We start from the raw sequence: 17,541 nt of genomic DNA, 5'->3' as shown, positions 1-17,541 counted from the left end.
TATTATTAATGTATATAAAAACTAATACCTGATTCTTCTCGACAGACGTTCTCATTGAACGGTGAGTTTGAAAATGAGCCAGACAAATAAGGAATGACTTGATTTTTATCTTCTACTTTTATTATCTGATAAAATTGCGGTAAATTGAAATTGACTAAACTTGCACGGTAGGTAGAACGATAATGTGAGGATGAGTAAAAACGGCTGACATCCCTAACAAGTTCTTCTTTGTTTCCTTCACAGTGTGAATAAATTTCCACCCGGTTTTTTTCATCTAAAATATAGATATTAAAACCATGATTTTCTTCTGTATCCTCAAAGAAGAATTGTACAATCCCTTCACTGGCATAACCATCAACAACTAAAGGTAAATGATAAGTTTCTTTGATATCCAATTTTACCGGCAAGCCATGTAATTTATTATTAGAAATTGCACCATAAAATTCGACTGCATTTTCCAATTTCTGCACTGAAACATTCAAGCGCTCAAAAAATAATCCCCAGGTCTGACCTGCAATACGTAATGCCTTGAAACGCCCTGAGTCATTACAACTGCTTGATAGACGCAATTCAATGCATTCTGAAACCAGCTGTTGAACAACTGTACCGATCAACCCTCTCATATGTTGGCTATAACAGAAAACTTCAACCACATCAGGCAATTCAGCATCTTGATGCATTTTGCCCAGAATCGTTTTTAATGCTTCCAACATAGATTGCTCACCGGAGAAATGCAGTGTTCTTACCTCATTCCAAGAGTTACGATATAGTAGATCAATACTGCTCACTAAGCATTGCGGTGGATCACCAAAACTCAATATGTCTAATTTACATAAATCAAAATGGATAATTTGATCAGAAAACACCGCTGTCGGATCTTTCTCTAAATTAACAATAATGGCTAAATGGCGAATTTCACAGGGACTATATAAAGCTTTTGGTGTGGGTGCAAGTAATCGAATCGGAAAATTTGTGGTTATATCATTAATAAATTGATGTAATTTATTATCATCACATTGTGAACCACTATTATGAATATAAATATGGGATTGCTCTGTCAATAAACCATTGAAGTAAGTCCATGCCACTAATTTACTAAGATAACGGTTATATTCTAAAGGTTGGTGTCCAATGATAGAATCTATAGTTGGCGCCTTATTATATAAGTACCAACCACTGCGATTGGCACGCCCAGCAGGAACATAAATAAAAGTGAGATGACTTTCATATAGATCTGGTGAAATTTGCGGATTAACTAAAGTGACTTTGCCAGGTAATACTTCAAAGGCGGCATACAATTTCCGCGTCAACACACCAATATCTTGTGGGCTGGCACTAATGCGTAAATTATTACGACGGGCAAAGCGAATAAGATTACGATAACTTTGCATCATGGTGTCAAGTAATTCATTATGCGCATCTCGAACCTGCGCTATTTTCCAATAATTTCGCTTGTCGAGGACGCTTAATCGCTCTGTATTCCACTCCCATGAAGTAACAAGTTGAGATAACACATGCCGGCGCCAACTACCCCTCACCGAGGTACTATTTTCATCAGACAATTTTTCACAAACTTTGAGGTAAAAACAGCGACGAATCAAATCAAGACGTTTAAAATCATTGATTTCCATTAAATAACGGGTAACGCGTTCTAACATTAAACAATAGGCATCCAGACCATAGGAAACAATCTCCCCAGCATGCAAACGTTTCTTAAATTCCATTGCCAGCAACATACCATGTGGATAATTCCAGGAATAAGCTTCCAGTAAAATACTTTTCAGTACCGCTTTATAAGGAGAATCAACACTTTTATACAATTGCCACAAGCTAGCACCAAAATATTCTTCAGCCGATAATTCACCTAAGCCGCCTAAATCCAACCACTCATTTGGCGCTAATACTCCCCGCGCGTACAAAAATAAAACATACTCATCATAATTGGTTTCTTCTTCTGCGGGTACCATCATCCATAGCAAACGTTTCCCAGCCATGCAAACCGCTGTACGATAAAATTCATCCAATAGCAATATATGTTGTGTTGTTCCGCAATCTTCGTCGCTCAAACTACCACTCGTATGATGGCGAAAACGATTTTCATCAATTAAAAAGAAAGTAATATCTATACCAAGCGAGGACGCCCACTGCTCAATTAATGTACATTTCTTTTGTAACAGTTGTCTTTCTTCTTGATCTAACCATGATTGATGACATACCCAAATATCTAAATCAGAAACATCACTTTGCCCGACTGATGATGTACTTCCCATGGAATAAATACCTGTAATAGGTAATTCACCATTGGTTTGTTGTGAAGATAGTTCACAACAAAGATATGCCTCAAACTGCTTTAACCAATTAATTTGCTGAGCATCAGGCGCAAAAAAACAGACACCAGCAGGTACATTACCTTCTATATAACCAGGTAACATGGGATGATGATAATTTAATAAAACTGGCAGCAATCCATATACATGCTTGAACGCTTCATTCATAGAAGATGATGCTCGTTCCAGTCGTAATTGATTGATCGCATCCAATCTTTGCTTTAGTGTCTCAATATAAAGATACAAAAGTTTTGCCTGAATTAACTTTTAAAAAATAGTAACCTTAACTCAGCCATTGGTTCCTTGGTATTGGGGAACGATAACAGCGATAAGCTTTTTGAATAGGTTGCCAGAAACGTGATCAATTTAACATTTTGTAACAAAAGGGTAAAGTACATTACATCTACACTAAATGTAGATTTTTCACACTAAATGCTTCAATTCTTTTACCTAAAAATTTTTTTCGTTTCTAAGAATTACAAATAGATGATCTGTATAAAAAAAGGAAAGGAAAAAATTAATTAAATTTTCTTATAAAATTTTTATAATTACTCCATTAATAAATATTCAGATAAATATAAAAAAAAATTAATTAAATATGTATTTATTTGCTTTAATCCAATAACAAAAAATCACGTTGCAGCTGTTGCAAGCTATTTTTTTTCTGTTTACAAATTGCACTATGCATTAGCTATATTTATTTAAGTGTCCAGCTACAACTGGAAAAAAACTTACCAAAATGTTAAAATTGTCTACCTTTCTTTTATAATTCACTGATAATCTAATTTTACCTAAGAAAAATAAAAATATGTCAACACAAACACTGCGTATCGCAACAAGGAAAAGTCCATTAGCAATGTGGCAAGCAATTTTCATAAAAACACAATTAGAAAAGTATCATCCAACACTAACGATTGAACTTATTCCCATGAGTACTCAAGGTGATATCCTACTTGATACTCCCCTGGCAAAAATTGGCGGCAAAGGACTTTTTGTCAAAGAATTAGAAAATGCACTGTTAGAAAACGGAGCTGATATTGCTGTTAATTCTATAAAAGATATTCCTGCTACTTTCCCTAATAATTTAGGATTAATGGCTATTTGCCAGAGAGGAGATCCTCTTGATGCTTTTGTATCTAATCAGTACGATTCCCTTGATGCGCTTCCAGCTGGGAGTATTATAGGAACATCAAGCCTACGCCGCCAATGCCAACTACGTCATACTTATCCCCACTTGGTTATTCGAGATCTGCGTGGTAATGTCGGAACACGGTTGAGTAAATTAGATAATGGTGAATACGATGGTATTATTCTTGCTGCCGCTGGCTTAAAACGTCTAAGTTTAGAAACACGCATACGTATGCCTCTGCCACCAGAGCAGTCATTACCAGCAGTTGGGCAAGGCGCAATTGGTATTGAATGCCGTCTTGATGACTATCACACACAACATTGTCTAGCATCATTACATCATCATGATACTGCTATCTGTATTCAAGCAGAACGAGCCGTCAACAATCGATTGGAAGGTGGTTGCCAAGTCCCAATAGGTGGTTATGCTATTTGGCAAAATAAACAGATTTGGCTTAGAGCGCTAGTTGGTGCGCCCGATGGTTGTCAAATTATTCGTGCAGAAAGATATTTTACGCCTGAAGACGCTCAACAAGCTAGTATTGAACTTGCGGAGGAGTTACTCAATAACGGTGCCAAACAAATTCTTAACAAAATTTCGCCAGGAGCATTTTCTCGATGAGAATATTGGTCACCAGACCAAACCCCAGCGGTGAAAAACTTGTTAAACGTATTAGGTCATTAGGAAAAATGGCATTTCATGCTCCACTGATTGAAATTATGCCAAGTAATGAACTAGCCCTTCTGCCGACTAAATTAGCCGGGCTAACTAATGGTGATCAGGTTTTTTTCTTATCGCCAAATGCGGTATGGCATGCTAATTCAGCACTTTATTTAGCAGGACGAAAATGGCCTGATACGCTATCCTATTATGGTATAGGGCATTCAACAGCATCGACTTTTCACCGAATAACTAATTTGCCTATTCAACTATCTCAAGCTGGTGAAACTAGTGAGACATTAATTGAATTACCTGATTTACAATCAATATTAGGCAAAAAATCTTTGTTATTGCGGGGTAACAGTGGACGTGAACTACTCGCCGCAACGTTAAAATCGCGCGGAAGTCATATTGATTATTGTGAGTGTTATCAACGTCAACCAATAAAATATGATCGACAAACTTTCGATTTGCAATGGCGGCAAGCAAATATTAAAACAATTATTGTTACCAGTGGCGAAATGTTACATTTATTATTTAACTTAATTACAGATGATGTTAAACCTTGGTTACTTTCTCGCCACTTGATTATTGTCAGTGAACGTTTGGCCAGTACTGCTTACCAATTAGGATGGCAATCAGTCAAAGTAGCCAAAAGTGCTAATAATGATGCTTTAATTCAGGCATTAATGTAAAGCGATATTAAGATATTAATTATGACGGAACAGAATAAACCGAATGAGGTGAATGAAAACCCATCAAATGCCTCAAAAATAGCAACGCAATCTACTACCCAAAATAGTACCCCCCATAGGCAAAAGCGTTCTGGTCTGTTTGGTAGTATAATTACTATCGTTCTTATTATCATACTCGGTGGTAGCTTCTATTATTATCTTAATCTAAAACATCAACAAATAATCAATGAAAGCAGTGAATTACAACAACAAATAAATGAATTATTACGTCGACAAGAAACAGAAAAACAGCAAATTAACCAATTGGTTGAATCCCAGCGTATTAGCCAGTTAGATAAGAAAGAATATGAGCAACAACTTGAACAACGCGTCGAAGAATTACAAGCACAAATTACAACACTTTCAAGTACAAATGTAAAACGCTGGTTACTTGCCCAAGCTGATTTCTTAGCCAAAATGGCTGGCCGAAAACTTTGGAATGACTATGATCCCGTTACTGCGATTGCCTTATTAAAAAGTGCTGATGCAAGTCTAGCAGAAATGAATGATCCTAATTTAATTGAGATCCGAAAAACGCTTAATAATGATATCAGTGGGCTATCAGCCATTACCCAAATTGATAATGACAGAATTATTTTAAAGCTTAATCGACTTAGCAGTGATATCGATAATTTACGCATAAATGATAGCGCTCCCGATGGTAACCCCATGGAGGATGAAGATAGCACGGAACTTTCCAATAATCTTGCCGATTGGAAACAAAATCTTAGCCAAAGTTGGAAAAGTTTTAGTAAAAATTTTATTACCATTCGTCGTAGAGATTCTCATGAAGCGCCTTTACTTGCACCAAATCAGGACATTTACCTACGCGCCAATATTCGAGCACAACTACTTATTGCCGCCCAAGCCGTAACTCGTCATCAAGAGCAAATTTATAAGCAATCTTTAGAGCAAGTTTCAACCTGGATTCGAATTTACTTCAATACCAACAACGCGGCAACAAAAGCCTTCCTTACCGAAGTCGATAAACTGATTGAACAACCGATTACAATGGATATTCCCAGCGAGTTAAAAAGTTTATTACTACTCGATAAAGCGTTGCAAAAACGTATTCAAGGGCAAATCCCTTCTTCTCCAACACCGAAACCGCAAAAAACGCAACCAACCAACGAAAAGAGAACAAATCATGACATAAAAATAGTTCCCCCCCCTGCTCCAATAGAAGAAGCCGTAAAACCTAGCAATAAAACCGCCCAGGAGGAGGGAACTGCATGATAAAAGTACTGATCCTTTTTATTATACTGATTGCTGGCATCATTATTGGTCCCATTATCGGCGGGCACCAAGGTTATGTACTGATCCAAACCAACAACTACGATATTGAAACCAGTGTAACCGGTTTAGTCATCTGTTTTATTATTTTACAATTTATTTTCTGTTTGCTTGGCTGGTGCTATCGTCGTATTCGCGGTACCTCATCGTTTACCCATAATTGACTAAAAAGCCGTAAATATCATAAAGCACACAGTCAAACATAAAAAGCATTACTAAAATTAGCGGAAGGTGATTTTTCACAAGTCGAAAAACTACTGACAGGTCATGCTGACTATGCAGAATAACCGGTTGTTAACTATCTGCTGGCAGCAGAAGCAGCTCAACAACGCGGTGATGAGTATCGTACCAATCAATATCTTGAGCGCGCAGCAGAAGTTGCGGGTAACCATCAACTTCCTGTTGATATTACACGCATGCGTATACAACTTGCTGAAGGTAAAATTCATGCAGCACGTCACGGTGTTGATAAATTACTGGATCAGGCACCGTAACGCCTGAAGTCTTAAGAATGGCAGAACAAGCCTATCAACGTTCAGGAGCTTATCAAGCGCTTATTGAACTTTTGTCTATTATGCAAAAAGAAAAGTTATATAGTGCAGAAGAGATCGATAAATTACGTAAAGACGCCTATAAAAGTTTGATTAATCAATATATGGCTGAAGGTGGCAACGAAAATTTAAAAGATTGGTGGCAGTCTCAAGGACGTAAAATACGTCATGATCCGGTACTAAAATCGATCGTTGCTGCTCGCCTTATTGAATGCGACTATAGTGAAGCCTCAGAAAAAATTATTATTACAGGCTTAAAACAGCAATATGATGAGCATCTTTTATTGCTAGTTCCTCGTTTACAAATTAGCGATAGCAAAGCAATGAATAAAATCCTGACCAATCTAATAAAACAGTCAGGTGGTGCCACTCCCTTACTAAATAGTACATTAGGTCAATTTGCATTACACCATGGCGAATGGCAAGAAGCGGAAAAATATTTTAAGTCTGCTTTAGCGCAACGTCCTGATGCTCACGACTTTGCCTGGCTTGCTGATGCTTTAGATAAACAACATAAAGCGGAAGAAGCAGCGCAAATTCGCCAACATGGCTTACTTTTTTCATTAAAGCATGAAAATTGATCACTATCTCTTCTCTATTGTTTTGACGCCACTTCTTTTAATTTACAGAGGCTTTTTACTTTTATCGATTGATTTGACATTTTTAACGTAAAAACATCTGGATCAAATAGCATCAATAATACTATTTAGTAATTACCGGTTGAATAAAATCTTAGCTTTGCTAAATAATTAACAAAATAATTTTATTATTTACTTTAATTGCCCCACAATTCACGATACGCATTATCAAACTGTCTCTTATTAGAGACGTTATAGCAATATTTATATTTTTTCTTTATTTTTCATCAAATAAAATGTCTCTATATTGAGACAATAATTACTAGCTTTGTTGTTAAAACACGACAAAATTTTGAAAATAGATAAAAAAATAACATTTTAAATACAATTATGCTATTTTTCGCTATAAAAATGGGGAATCGATGTTGACAGATAACGAGTATAAACTAATTTATTCACACTTATTTGTTTAATTAAATATAATGGTATAATTATAGCCGCTTATTAGGTCTCTGCTGGCTTCTCACTCCGGCTTTTACCGCTACCCTTTTGATGCGTTAGGTGAGATCTCCACCAAGTAAAAACGCGTTATTCTTCATCACACAATCACCGTATTTAAGCTGTTTCGCCTTGATAATGAAAGGCTTGTAATTTTTATAGTCCATTCCGCTTGCTTGGCTGCACCTTCTGAGCTCGTGACTTACGCTGCACGCTTACTCACATATTTGGTCGCTTACATGCAATTGCGCCTCACTTAATTTGCTATGATACGCCTATGACAAAATTTTCACTCGCAGGAATGCGTCCATGCGGAACACATAAAAGAAGAAACCCTGCAATTTATTGCAGGGTTTCTTTAAAATTTGGTCGGCGAGAGAGGATTTGAACCTCCGACCCACTGGTCCCAAACCAGTTGCGCTACCAGGCTGCGCTACTCGCCGAAAAAATCTCTATTTAACTACGTTTTTTATGTAATTTTTAAAACTTATTTATATTATGGGTGCCAAAGGGGGAACTTGAACCCTCACATCCGTAAGGATACTAACACCTGAAGCTAGCGCGTCTACCAATTCCTCCACCCTCGCAAACTGCATAAAACGAATATGGGGTGACTAATGGGATTCGAACCCACGACAACCGGAATCACAATCCGGGGCTCTACCAACTGAGCTATAGCCACCGTAAAATCTTTAAAAATTCAATTCATTATATACAACATTAATCTACTACACCGTAGCAGAGCACTGATTAAATGGCGCGCCCGACAGGATTCGAACCTGAGACCTCTGCCTCCGGAGGGCGGCGCTCTATCCAACTGAGCTACGGGCGCTTAACGCCGTTGCGGGTGACGATAGTACGGATTTAATAGCATGCTGTCCAGTGATTTTTTAAATAAAAAGATTCTTTGCTTACGCTTTATCCATTTCAATCATAAAATTAACCTTACCATCATTTTTTAATTAGCAAAACAGGTTATTGCTAATCATTTTTTCATTGCTTTATGACGGAAAAGACGATTCAAAAAATAGATCACAGAAACAATCAATAAAAACACGCCGCCAACAATTAATGATAAACGCGTATCTGGATTAATTGCCATGCCAACAAGTACACACGCCAAAAAAAGCAGGGTCAAATAATTCACGTAAGGAAATAATACTGATTTGAAAGTATATTGGGCTAATTGCTGTTGATGCACTTGCCGAAAACGCAATTGACTCAATAAAATAACAAACCATGGTATCATTCCAGGCAATACGCTTGCACTATAAACATATACAAAAACCGCTTGTGGATCAGGGATAATATAGTTGAGGCCTGAGCCAACAATAAGGCACAAAATTGTTAGCATAATACACCGTGCAGGCACACCATTTGCGGTCACTTTCAATAATGATTTTGGCAGTTGACCATTCTGTGCTAAAGCATAAATCATACGCCCACCACTATACATGCCACTATTACAGCCTGATAATGCGGCTGTAAGTACCACAAAATTAATTACCGCAGCTGCCGATACAATGCCTACTTTGGCAAACATTAGCACAAATGGACTACCATTTTGACCAATCTCTGTCCAAGGAAATAACGTTACAACAATAAAAATAGCACCAACATAAAAAATCAAAATTCGCCATAAAATATTATTAATAGCTTTCTTTAATGTCAACTGCGGATTTTTTGCTTCTCCCGCAGTAATACCAACTAATTCAACGCCTTGATAAGAGGCAACCACAATACAAAGCGCAAATAAAAAACCTTGCCAGCCACCCGCAAAAAACCCACCATGCTCAGTCAAATTTGCTAAACCAATCGGTTCAAAATTATTGCCAATACCAACAAAAATCAACCCTAATCCAATCAAGATCATCACAATAATCGTGGTAACCTTAATCATAGCAAACCAGAATTCCAATTCACCGTACAAACGTACTGCGGCCAGATTAGCTAATGCAACAAGTACAAATGAAATCAACGCAAAAATCCATTGTGGAACCTCAGGAAACCAGAATTCCGCATAGACACCAATCGCTGTAATCTCTGATATACCAACAGCGACCCACATGAACCAATAACCCCATGCCGTTAAATATCCCCAATAAGGGCTCAAATATTTATAACCAAACGAGGCAAAAGCGCCAGTAACAGGTTCAAGAAACAGCATTTCTCCCATTGAACGCATAATAAAAAAGACAAATAATCCAGCAACAATATAAGCCAGTAATGCAGAAGGTCCGGCCCACTTTAACGTACTGGCAGAGCCCATAAATAAACCAACACCAATTGTTCCACCTAATGCAATAAGTTCAATATGCCTCGCTTCAAGGCCACGACTGAGACATTGTTCCGGTTTCCCCATAGCAATTTCCTGCCCTGTCAATAATCACTTAATACCATATGACCTTCATGGTCAAAATGACAGATAATAGTGCCGTAATGAAAACATGTTTTTAATAATAACGAAATAAAAATTTATAAATGTAATCAAAATAGTGTTAATTACTCAACAATGAAAAAACAGTTGGCAGCCAAATACCCTATTTAAAAGAAAACATAGCAGATGGAATTGAAATTTACTACTATTAAAACGAACCTTCACGATAGAAATAATACACAGATAAAAACTACAGTTTGCCACTATAATAGTAACCCAGAAAGCGTAATAATTTTATCTGTCGTTTGATACGACTTGGTTGAGAAAGCAATCTATATAACCATTCCAATCCTAATTGTTGCCATAATTTAGGTGCTCGTTTTACATATCCGGTAAAAACATCGTAAGTACCACCTATTCCCATATAAAGTACATCTGGATATACTTGCCGGCAATCCTGGATAAAAATTTCTTGCCTTGGTGAACCCATTGCTACCGTAACAATTTTTGCTCCACTAGCCTTAATGCGCTCAAATAATATTTCACATTGTTCCGGCTTAAAGTAACCGTCCTGGCTACCGACAATATTTACCTGCCACTGGGTACGAAGTTTATTTTCAGTCTGTTTAAGAATTTCCGCTTTTCCACCAAGTAGAAACACGGGTATAGCTTTTTGACCTGCAATTGCCATCAATGCTTCCCACAAATTAGCACCCGTAATACGTGAAACCTTTGCTTGTGGGTATTTACGACGAATCGCCCTGACAATACTGATACCATCAGCATAGAGATATTCTGCTTCAGCAAGCAACGCATTTAAGTTACGGTCTTGCTCTGCTGTTAGGACTTTTTCCGCATTGATAGCCACCAATGTTCCATGCTTAACTTCTTGATCTGAAAATAGATAATTAAGGAAATGGGGTATATCATGAAAACCCCAAATAAGATGACCTCGAATATCATATTTCGGGATCACTTGTTGCTTCATACATTACTCCAGTAAGCTATTATTTAGCTTATTTTTTACAATCATTCGTGGTATATATGCGAATTAAACCGGCTTTGGCAAATAACCAATAAACCAGTTTGGCAACAAACAAACAAAGCACAAATACCAAGCCAAAAAACACCACCCGCGATACGAAAGAGTCTACCCCTTCACGAACCAGGACAATAATATTAAAAATAGCGCCAAAACAGAAAACTTGCAGAATAACGGCTTTATAATGATTAATTTCAATCTTACTTTTTTCATAAAGCCAATCAAACCATTTAATAATCAAGCCAACGCCAATTGCACCGATAGGAATAAAAATAACCCCACCCATAACCACTAAAGAACCAATTAATGTGGGCGATATAGCTAAACCAGAGTGATTATTAAGCACTTGCCAGGTAAAATAATTGGCTGAATTCAATACCGTATCAGGTCGTTCAGGCCATAGCCAAGTGGGAATAAAAACATAAAAATCACGTACAATAGGCGCTAATCCTTGGAATTCGATTTTGTCATAATTATCTAGTAACAAAGCCAAATTTTCCCATGGCGAAAAGGTATCACGCGTTAAATAGAGAAAAGTATAAAAAGCTTCCGCACCACTAACATCTAATCCATAACGCTTTAATGCTAACCAAAACATACTAATAATGCTAATAACACCAGCGATAATTAGCATCCATAAATTAATCCAGCCACGGACGATACCGATAAATAGGAAAAGCGCAAAGGCGATAATAATATTAGCCCGTGTTCCACCGACAACTAGATAAGTAAGTACGCCAAAAGCAACTGTGCTAAAGAGAAAAAATAACCAGCGACACTGGGTCGGCTTTAAAAAATAGACAATTAACATTGCCGGAATGAAAAAATAAAAAAACGTTTTAATGCTACACTTGAAACTTCACTAGAAAAAATCTGACTATAAGACTGTAAACGAAACAGTAAAAAGCCATTTTGTAAGAAAAATATTGCTACTGTCACTATAGTAATGAGCATCAACAAGAGACAAGTTAGCCACGTTTCTACCCCATTCATAGTAAATAACGACTGTTCAGATTGTTGGACACCCGTTCGCAAGCGGGTTTTGTAAGCGATATAATAAATAATATAAAAACTGATGGATGAGAGCAGCGCATTCAATAATGCATTGGTTGATACCACATTAACATCAAATTGAAAAACAAGTAATCCCGTTAATGGAAAACCAAAGTAGAACGTTAATAAATAAAGTAGAGAGAAAAAGATATTAAAATTGAAGCGTACTTGTCGAAATTCACGATATGTTAGTGCCAAAATTAATATCAGAGAGATAAAATAGACAATCGATAGGCCACCAAATTCCATCATAGTCATTACTGCTCTCCTATCGATGTTAATGCAGCTTGCCATCCTTTAATAAAATTAGGGTTGAAAAAAGCTATTTGGCTTCTATCCGTTAACATCATTTTCTGTCGCAGGGTATCCAGTTGCCGTTCATCTAATTGATCATCATAAAATAGAAAAGGTACTGACTGCTCAATAAGATCCTGCCAAAAGTAATTTTGCCGGCTAATAATAAAAGGAATGCCAAACTGAATTAATAAGCACAATGTGCCTATACCTTGCTGTCGTTTGAAAATAAAGTAACCTAAATGACAACAACGCAGTAAAGTGAGATAATCATCAAAAGCCATTTTTTCCTTAATAATTGTCACTTCTTCATTAGGAAAATAATTTTCGGCCGCCTGGGCAACTTCGGCAATATATACTTGATTATTAGCGGGATATCCCATAGGAACAAAAATTTCGACCGGCTGAGAAGCAAACTGCTTTTTGATAGCCTGCAACGCTTCAATATGTCGATTGGATTTATCACCTGAGTTACCAACCAAAATTGTCACTTTATCCGTTTGATTAATCGATTTTTCATAAACAGTTAAGGCTGGATCCATTTTGGTTGGAAAATAGAGTAGTGATGTTGGTATAGTTGGATTTAACTGAGAAAAATAATTTAAATCCCCTCGGGTAGCAAAAACATGCTCTACCGGTCTAAATGCCAGACGCCGAAAATAATAAAATAATTTAAATTTCAATGCAGCTGAGTCTTCATAGAGATCAGCTCCCCAAATATGCCATAAAAATTGTTGTCGGCGGATCTTACCAAACAATAATGCCAACCAAATTAATACATTAAACTGACCATGAAAAAAGAATTGGCAATTTCTATCTGCTTTTGCTTGCATAGCAATAACTTTAGCAATTGCTTTTTTATTATCAAATTGGTTAATGTGTAGTCTTGGATAGCGTGATACTAGGGTGAGGTCACGGTTAACAACCATAAACTGTCTTTTTTCTGGTGATGGTATTGACGAAAATAAAACATCATTAAAAAATGCTAACACTGTTTCGTTATGATGTGGGATGTCAGAGCCTAATACATGGATTAAGGTTTTCATGTGCACCTGTGGTAAAGATAGAATATGCCACTACAAAGCATAAAATAAACAATATAAGTTGCCATATAAGCCTGGGCAGCACCTAACGCGCCGTAAGCTGGTATTAACCAATAAGCAAACCCTGTTAACAGCGCAAATTGAGTCATCTCCGTTAAAATGTAAAACCGTAATGCGGCCTTAGCAATAACTAAATAACCAAATACATAAGCGCCTACTTTCAATACATCACCAATCAACTGCCAAGCAAAGAGATCGCGCATTATAATAAACTTATCGGAAAAAAGCAGCCAAATTGCTAGATCTCGTAATAGCCATACGGTAAAACTGGCTAACGCAACCGCCGGTAAAACAAACTTCAAAGCTTTAAAAATTTCTGCACTAATCTCATCTCTATGCTGTAATTTAGCTAAAGTTGGCAATAAATAAACGGTAAAAGATGCGGTAATAAACTGTAAATAAGCATCTGAAATACTACTCACTGCCTGCCAAATACCCACCTCATCCCAACTATAACGCTCAGCCAATAAATTTCTCATCATAATATAAGCAACCGGCAACGTGACTAAGGTTATTAACGCCATTAAGGTGAATTTAGCTAAGTGATGACCAATGGTACTATTCCACCTTGGTTTAAAATATGACCAGTTCAGCTGTTTATGATGTAAGATCATAATCGCGGCTGGTACAACAATTAATGCAGGAACTAAAGCCAATCCTATTAGCTCCCCTTGATAACCACTTAATCTAAAACAAAAATAGTAAGCAATCACGCCTGATAAGCTACCGACGATAATCGATAGTGCATTACCTTTCGCATCACTGTAACCTTTTAGTATTGCCAAAAAGTAATTCGCATAAGCGATACCCATTTGTATCAATCCTAACGCACAAATAACCATTTGATAATGGGTATAACCAAATAGTGCCAGACTGATAAATGAGCTAAATAGTAAAAAAATAAGCGCTAATAGGGTTGAAAAACCCAAAATAATTAATGATGAGGTACCTAATACAGCGTCTAGTTTTTTTGGTGTCTGATGATATTCAGCGACATATTTAGTCACGCCATTGAAAATCCCTGCACCAGATAAAACACCAAGTACAGTAATTAGTTGACGGAAATTTCCCGCCTGACCAACACCGCTCGGACCAAAAGAGACTGCCAATAATTTGATAACAACTAACCCTGCCCCAATTTTTATTAAGGTTGAAATAGCTGTCCAAACAGACGCTTTAGCTAATAACATACTAAGCAAAAAAACATTGGATTTGATTGATCACTTGTTGCTGCTCTTCATCGGTAAGATTATAAAACATCGGTAAACGAACTAAACGATCACTTTCCTTCGTCGTATAGCAATCATCACCATGAAAACGGCCAAATTTATGACCTGCTGGACTAGAGTGTAAAGCAACATAATGGCATACTGACAAAATATTTGCTGCTTGCATATGCTTATTAAACGCGGTTCTTTGTTCAATATTTTTTAATTTGATATAGAACATATGGGCATTATGTTCTATATCTGCCGGTATAACCGCCAAATCTAATTTACCAACTTCAGCGAAAGGTTTAATCGCCTGATAATAGTTTTTCCATAACGCTAGCCTACGCTGATTAATTTTATTCGCCTGCGCCAATTGCGCCCATAAATAAGCCGCTTGTAGATCTGACATTAAGTAACTAGAACCAATGTCTCGCCAAGTATATTTATCAACTTGGCCACGGAAAAATTGACTGCGATTCGTACCTTTTTCCCGCACAATTTCTGCTCGCTCAATAAGTGAAGGTTCATTAATCAGTATCGCTCCCCCCTCACCTCCGGAAGAGTAATTTTTTGTTTCATGGAAACTATAACAACCAATATGCCCTATCGTACCAAGCGCTTTCCCCTTATAAGTGGACATAACACCTTGAGCCGCGTCTTCAACAACATAAAGATGATGTTTTTCTGCCAATGCCATAATGGTATCCATCTCACAAGCCACACCAGCATAATGAACATGGACAATAGCGCGAGTTTTGGCCGTGATCGCCGCTTCAATTTTAGTCTCATCCATATTCATGGTATCAGGACGTATATCGATAAAGACAATCGTTGCGCCCCTTAGGACAAAAGCATTAGCAGTAGAAACAAAGGTAAAACTTGGCATAATGACTTCATCGCCAGGTTTAATATCAAGCAAAAGCGCCGCCATTTCCAAAGAGGCGGTACAAGAAGGTGTCAACAGTACTTTCGGGCATTTGAAATGCTTTTCCATCCATTCTTCACAACGCTGAGTAAAGTGCCCATCACCACATAATTTGCCACTCTGCATGGCTTCTTGCATGTAACTTAATTCAGTACCAATAACCGGTAGTTTATTAAATGGAATCATGTCGTCCTCGATATAACCAATAAGCTGTGCTTTCAATTTGCGTACCCATTTGTGAATAGAGACGCATAGCGAAAATATTGCTAATTTGAGTCGCTATCCTTAATCGCTCTATCCTTTGCTGCTCACACCATTGACAGGCGGCTGCTAGTAATTGTTTACTAACCCCTTTGCCCTGATGGGCTCGAGCAGTGGCTAATAAACCAATACGCGCCTCTTTTTCAGTTGGCAGTTTCCTTATGGTGACAAAACCTTGAATATTTCCTTGCTTATCGTTAACTAATAAACAAAGATCATCAAAAATACCCTTAACTGCTTTTTCAAGCCAAACAGAATAAAAACGGGCATTATCTGTTAATCGATACCAGGGCGGGCGAAAACGACTATATGAAAAAGCCGTAGCCGCAATACTTTTCAATATTTCAATATCCTGTTCCGTCGCCACAGCCAGATCTAAACTGTGATTTTTTGCCCTACTGGCAATATTTAGACAAAAATCGATTTCACTTTCTACCAGCCAAAAATCCATCGCCAATATTGCATCAATCAGTTTAGTATCAGCGGTAGCAATTTTAGCTTGCACAATATCGTAGTCAGCTAGTTGATCTAATGAGACAATTGGCGCATCGGGTGCAAAATGTAACTTGGCCATTTTACGCTTAAAGAAATCGCTTTCCCAACTGAGTATTTCAATATTGGCGTGGATAGACATGCAGCAAATCCTGTAAATATTGACCATAACCGGTTTTCGCCAGTTTTTCCGCTGATTTTCGAACCTGTTCATCCGTCAACCAACCGTTACGCCATGCTATTTCCTCCAGACAAGCGATTTTAAATCCCTGCCTTTTATCAACGGTTTGCACAAACATACTCGCTTCAATCAAACTGTCATGGGTGCCGGTATCTAACCAGGAAAATCCGTGGCCTAACAGCTCAACATTTAGCTCTCCACGCTCAAGATACATTTGATTCAGACAAGTGATCTCAAGTTCTCCACGTAGCGAAGGTTTAATTTGTTTAGCAAAGTCAATTACTTGATTATCATAAAAATAGAGGCCAGTAACCGCCCAGTTAGATTTAGGTTGCTGAGGTTTTTCTTCAATAGACAGCACTTTGAACTTTTCATCAAATTCAACTACGCCAAAACGTCCAGGATCCATCACCTGATACGCAAAAATTATTGCTCCCGACTGACGAGCCACCACAGATTTCAATTTATCGCTAAAAGCCTGCCCAAAATAAATATTGTCACCTAATATCAAGCAGCAAGCATCATCACCTATGAAACTTTCATCGATCAAAAACGCCTGCGCTAATCCGTCCGGCGAAGGTTGTGCAGCATAACTGAAATGAACACCGAAGGCATCACCATCGCCAAGTAACCGTTGATAATTAGGCAGATCTTCAGGCGTGGAAATAATCAATATTTCTCGGATACCTGCCAACATCAGTACCGAAAGCGGATAGTAAATCATCGGCTTATCATAAATAGGTAACAGTTGTTTAGAAACTCCTCGTGTAATAGGGTACAAACGGGTTCCAGAGCCACCAGCCAAAACAATGCCTTTCATCACCTCTCCTCG

11 protein-coding genes, 3 tRNA genes and 2 pseudogenes are annotated in these 17,541 nt (G+C 37.6%); 4 read left to right on the top strand and 12 right to left on the bottom strand.

Features of this window, described 5'->3' with window-relative positions:
* Positions 1 to 5: 5 nt before the first annotated feature.
* Positions 6 to 2,573 (bottom strand): class I adenylate cyclase, encoded by a 2,568-nt coding sequence (locus ARADI_RS10200; protein WP_119711994.1) that lies wholly within the window; start codon positions 2,571 to 2,573, stop codon positions 6 to 8.
* A 562-nt stretch (positions 2,574 to 3,135) separates the two neighbouring features.
* Between ARADI_RS10200 and hemC the strand changes: the two genes are divergently transcribed.
* The 4 genes and pseudogenes from hemC to ARADI_RS10180 all read left to right on the top strand — a co-directional run bounded on the left by hemC (position 3,136) and on the right by ARADI_RS10180 (position 7,275).
* A complete protein-coding gene (gene hemC / locus ARADI_RS10195) occupies positions 3,136 to 4,077 on the top strand; it encodes a hydroxymethylbilane synthase (protein ID WP_119711993.1) in 942 nt (313 codons plus the stop codon).
* Entirely contained in the window at positions 4,074 to 4,811 is a 738-nt protein-coding gene (hemD, locus tag ARADI_RS10190; RefSeq protein WP_119711992.1) for a uroporphyrinogen-III synthase, read from the top strand. Before hemC ends, hemD begins: the two co-directional genes overlap by 4 nt.
* A gap of 21 nt (positions 4,812 to 4,832) precedes the next feature.
* Positions 4,833 to 6,086: a uroporphyrinogen-III C-methyltransferase gene (hemX, locus tag ARADI_RS10185; RefSeq protein WP_119711991.1), complete on the top strand. Its 1,254-nt coding sequence runs from the start codon at positions 4,833 to 4,835 to the stop codon at positions 6,084 to 6,086.
* Positions 6,083 to 7,275: pseudogene (locus tag ARADI_RS10180) on the top strand (heme biosynthesis HemY N-terminal domain-containing protein). Before hemX ends, ARADI_RS10180 begins: the two are co-directional and overlap by 4 nt.
* 861 nt (positions 7,276 to 8,136) lie before the next feature.
* Here the strand turns inward: ARADI_RS10180 and ARADI_RS10175 are convergent.
* From ARADI_RS10175 to rfbA, 11 genes and pseudogenes are all read right to left on the bottom strand, one after another.
* Positions 8,137 to 8,213 (bottom strand) — tRNA-Pro (locus ARADI_RS10175).
* Between the two features lie 163 nt (positions 8,214 to 8,376).
* A tRNA-His gene (locus ARADI_RS10170) sits at positions 8,377 to 8,452 on the bottom strand.
* A 73-nt stretch (positions 8,453 to 8,525) separates the two neighbouring features.
* Positions 8,526 to 8,602 (bottom strand) — tRNA-Arg (locus ARADI_RS10165).
* A gap of 153 nt (positions 8,603 to 8,755) precedes the next feature.
* On the bottom strand, positions 8,756 to 10,132 hold the full coding sequence (gene thrP, locus ARADI_RS10160; protein WP_119712213.1) for a bifunctional threonine/serine APC transporter ThrP: 1,377 nt from the start codon (positions 10,130 to 10,132) through the stop codon (positions 8,756 to 8,758).
* A gap of 265 nt (positions 10,133 to 10,397) precedes the next feature.
* Positions 10,398 to 11,135: a lipopolysaccharide N-acetylmannosaminouronosyltransferase gene (gene wecG / locus ARADI_RS10155; protein WP_119711990.1), complete on the bottom strand. Its 738-nt coding sequence runs from the start codon at positions 11,133 to 11,135 to the stop codon at positions 10,398 to 10,400.
* Between the two features lie 28 nt (positions 11,136 to 11,163).
* Positions 11,164 to 12,500 (bottom strand): annotated as a pseudogene (gene wzyE, locus ARADI_RS10150) (ECA oligosaccharide polymerase).
* Positions 12,500 to 13,582: a TDP-N-acetylfucosamine:lipid II N-acetylfucosaminyltransferase gene (locus ARADI_RS10145; RefSeq protein ID WP_119711989.1), complete on the bottom strand. Its 1,083-nt coding sequence runs from the start codon at positions 13,580 to 13,582 to the stop codon at positions 12,500 to 12,502. Before ARADI_RS10145 ends, wzyE begins: the two are co-directional and overlap by 1 nt.
* The gene (gene wzxE, locus ARADI_RS10140) at positions 13,579 to 14,829 is read right to left on the bottom strand and encodes a lipid III flippase WzxE (protein WP_119711988.1); all 1,251 of its coding nucleotides are present in this window, start codon (positions 14,827 to 14,829) and stop codon (positions 13,579 to 13,581) included. Before wzxE ends, ARADI_RS10145 begins: the two co-directional genes overlap by 4 nt.
* Position 14,830: 1 nt before the next feature.
* Positions 14,831 to 15,961 (bottom strand): dTDP-4-amino-4,6-dideoxygalactose transaminase, encoded by a 1,131-nt coding sequence (gene rffA / locus ARADI_RS10135; protein WP_119711987.1) that lies wholly within the window; start codon positions 15,959 to 15,961, stop codon positions 14,831 to 14,833.
* Positions 15,948 to 16,670, bottom strand: a complete 723-nt coding sequence (gene rffC, locus ARADI_RS10130) for a dTDP-4-amino-4,6-dideoxy-D-galactose acyltransferase (RefSeq protein WP_119711986.1) — start codon at positions 16,668 to 16,670, stop codon at positions 15,948 to 15,950. The genes rffA and rffC overlap by 14 nt, the downstream gene beginning before the upstream one ends.
* Positions 16,648 to 17,529 (bottom strand): glucose-1-phosphate thymidylyltransferase RfbA, encoded by an 882-nt coding sequence (gene rfbA, locus ARADI_RS10125; RefSeq protein ID WP_119711985.1) that lies wholly within the window; start codon positions 17,527 to 17,529, stop codon positions 16,648 to 16,650. Before rfbA ends, rffC begins: the two co-directional genes overlap by 23 nt.
* Between the last annotated feature and the right edge of the window lie 12 nt (positions 17,530 to 17,541).

The sequence above is a fragment of the Arsenophonus endosymbiont of Aleurodicus floccissimus genome, assembly GCF_900343025.1.
Classification (GTDB): Bacteria; Pseudomonadota; Gammaproteobacteria; order Enterobacterales; family Enterobacteriaceae; genus Arsenophonus.
Note: the sequence above shows the minus strand (reverse complement) of the source record. Positions and strands in the feature narration are given on the sequence as shown.

Coding starts and splice junctions, on each gene's coding strand:
- hemC (WP_119711993.1), top strand. CDS start 3,136: ATGTCAACACAAACACTGCGTATCGCAACAAGGAAAAGTCCATTAGCA.
- hemD (WP_119711992.1), top strand. CDS start 4,074: ATGAGAATATTGGTCACCAGACCAAACCCCAGCGGTGAAAAACTTGTT.
- hemX (WP_119711991.1), top strand. CDS start 4,833: ATGACGGAACAGAATAAACCGAATGAGGTGAATGAAAACCCATCAAAT.
- thrP (WP_119712213.1), bottom strand. CDS start 10,132: ATGGGGAAACCGGAACAATGTCTCAGTCGTGGCCTTGAAGCGAGGCAT.
- wecG (WP_119711990.1), bottom strand. CDS start 11,135: ATGAAGCAACAAGTGATCCCGAAATATGATATTCGAGGTCATCTTATT.
- ARADI_RS10145 (WP_119711989.1), bottom strand. CDS start 13,582: ATGAAAACCTTAATCCATGTATTAGGCTCTGACATCCCACATCATAAC.
- wzxE (WP_119711988.1), bottom strand. CDS start 14,829: ATGTTATTAGCTAAAGCGTCTGTTTGGACAGCTATTTCAACCTTAATA.
- rffA (WP_119711987.1), bottom strand. CDS start 15,961: ATGATTCCATTTAATAAACTACCGGTTATTGGTACTGAATTAAGTTAC.
- rffC (WP_119711986.1), bottom strand. CDS start 16,670: ATGTCTATCCACGCCAATATTGAAATACTCAGTTGGGAAAGCGATTTC.
- rfbA (WP_119711985.1), bottom strand. CDS start 17,529: ATGAAAGGCATTGTTTTGGCTGGTGGCTCTGGAACCCGTTTGTACCCT.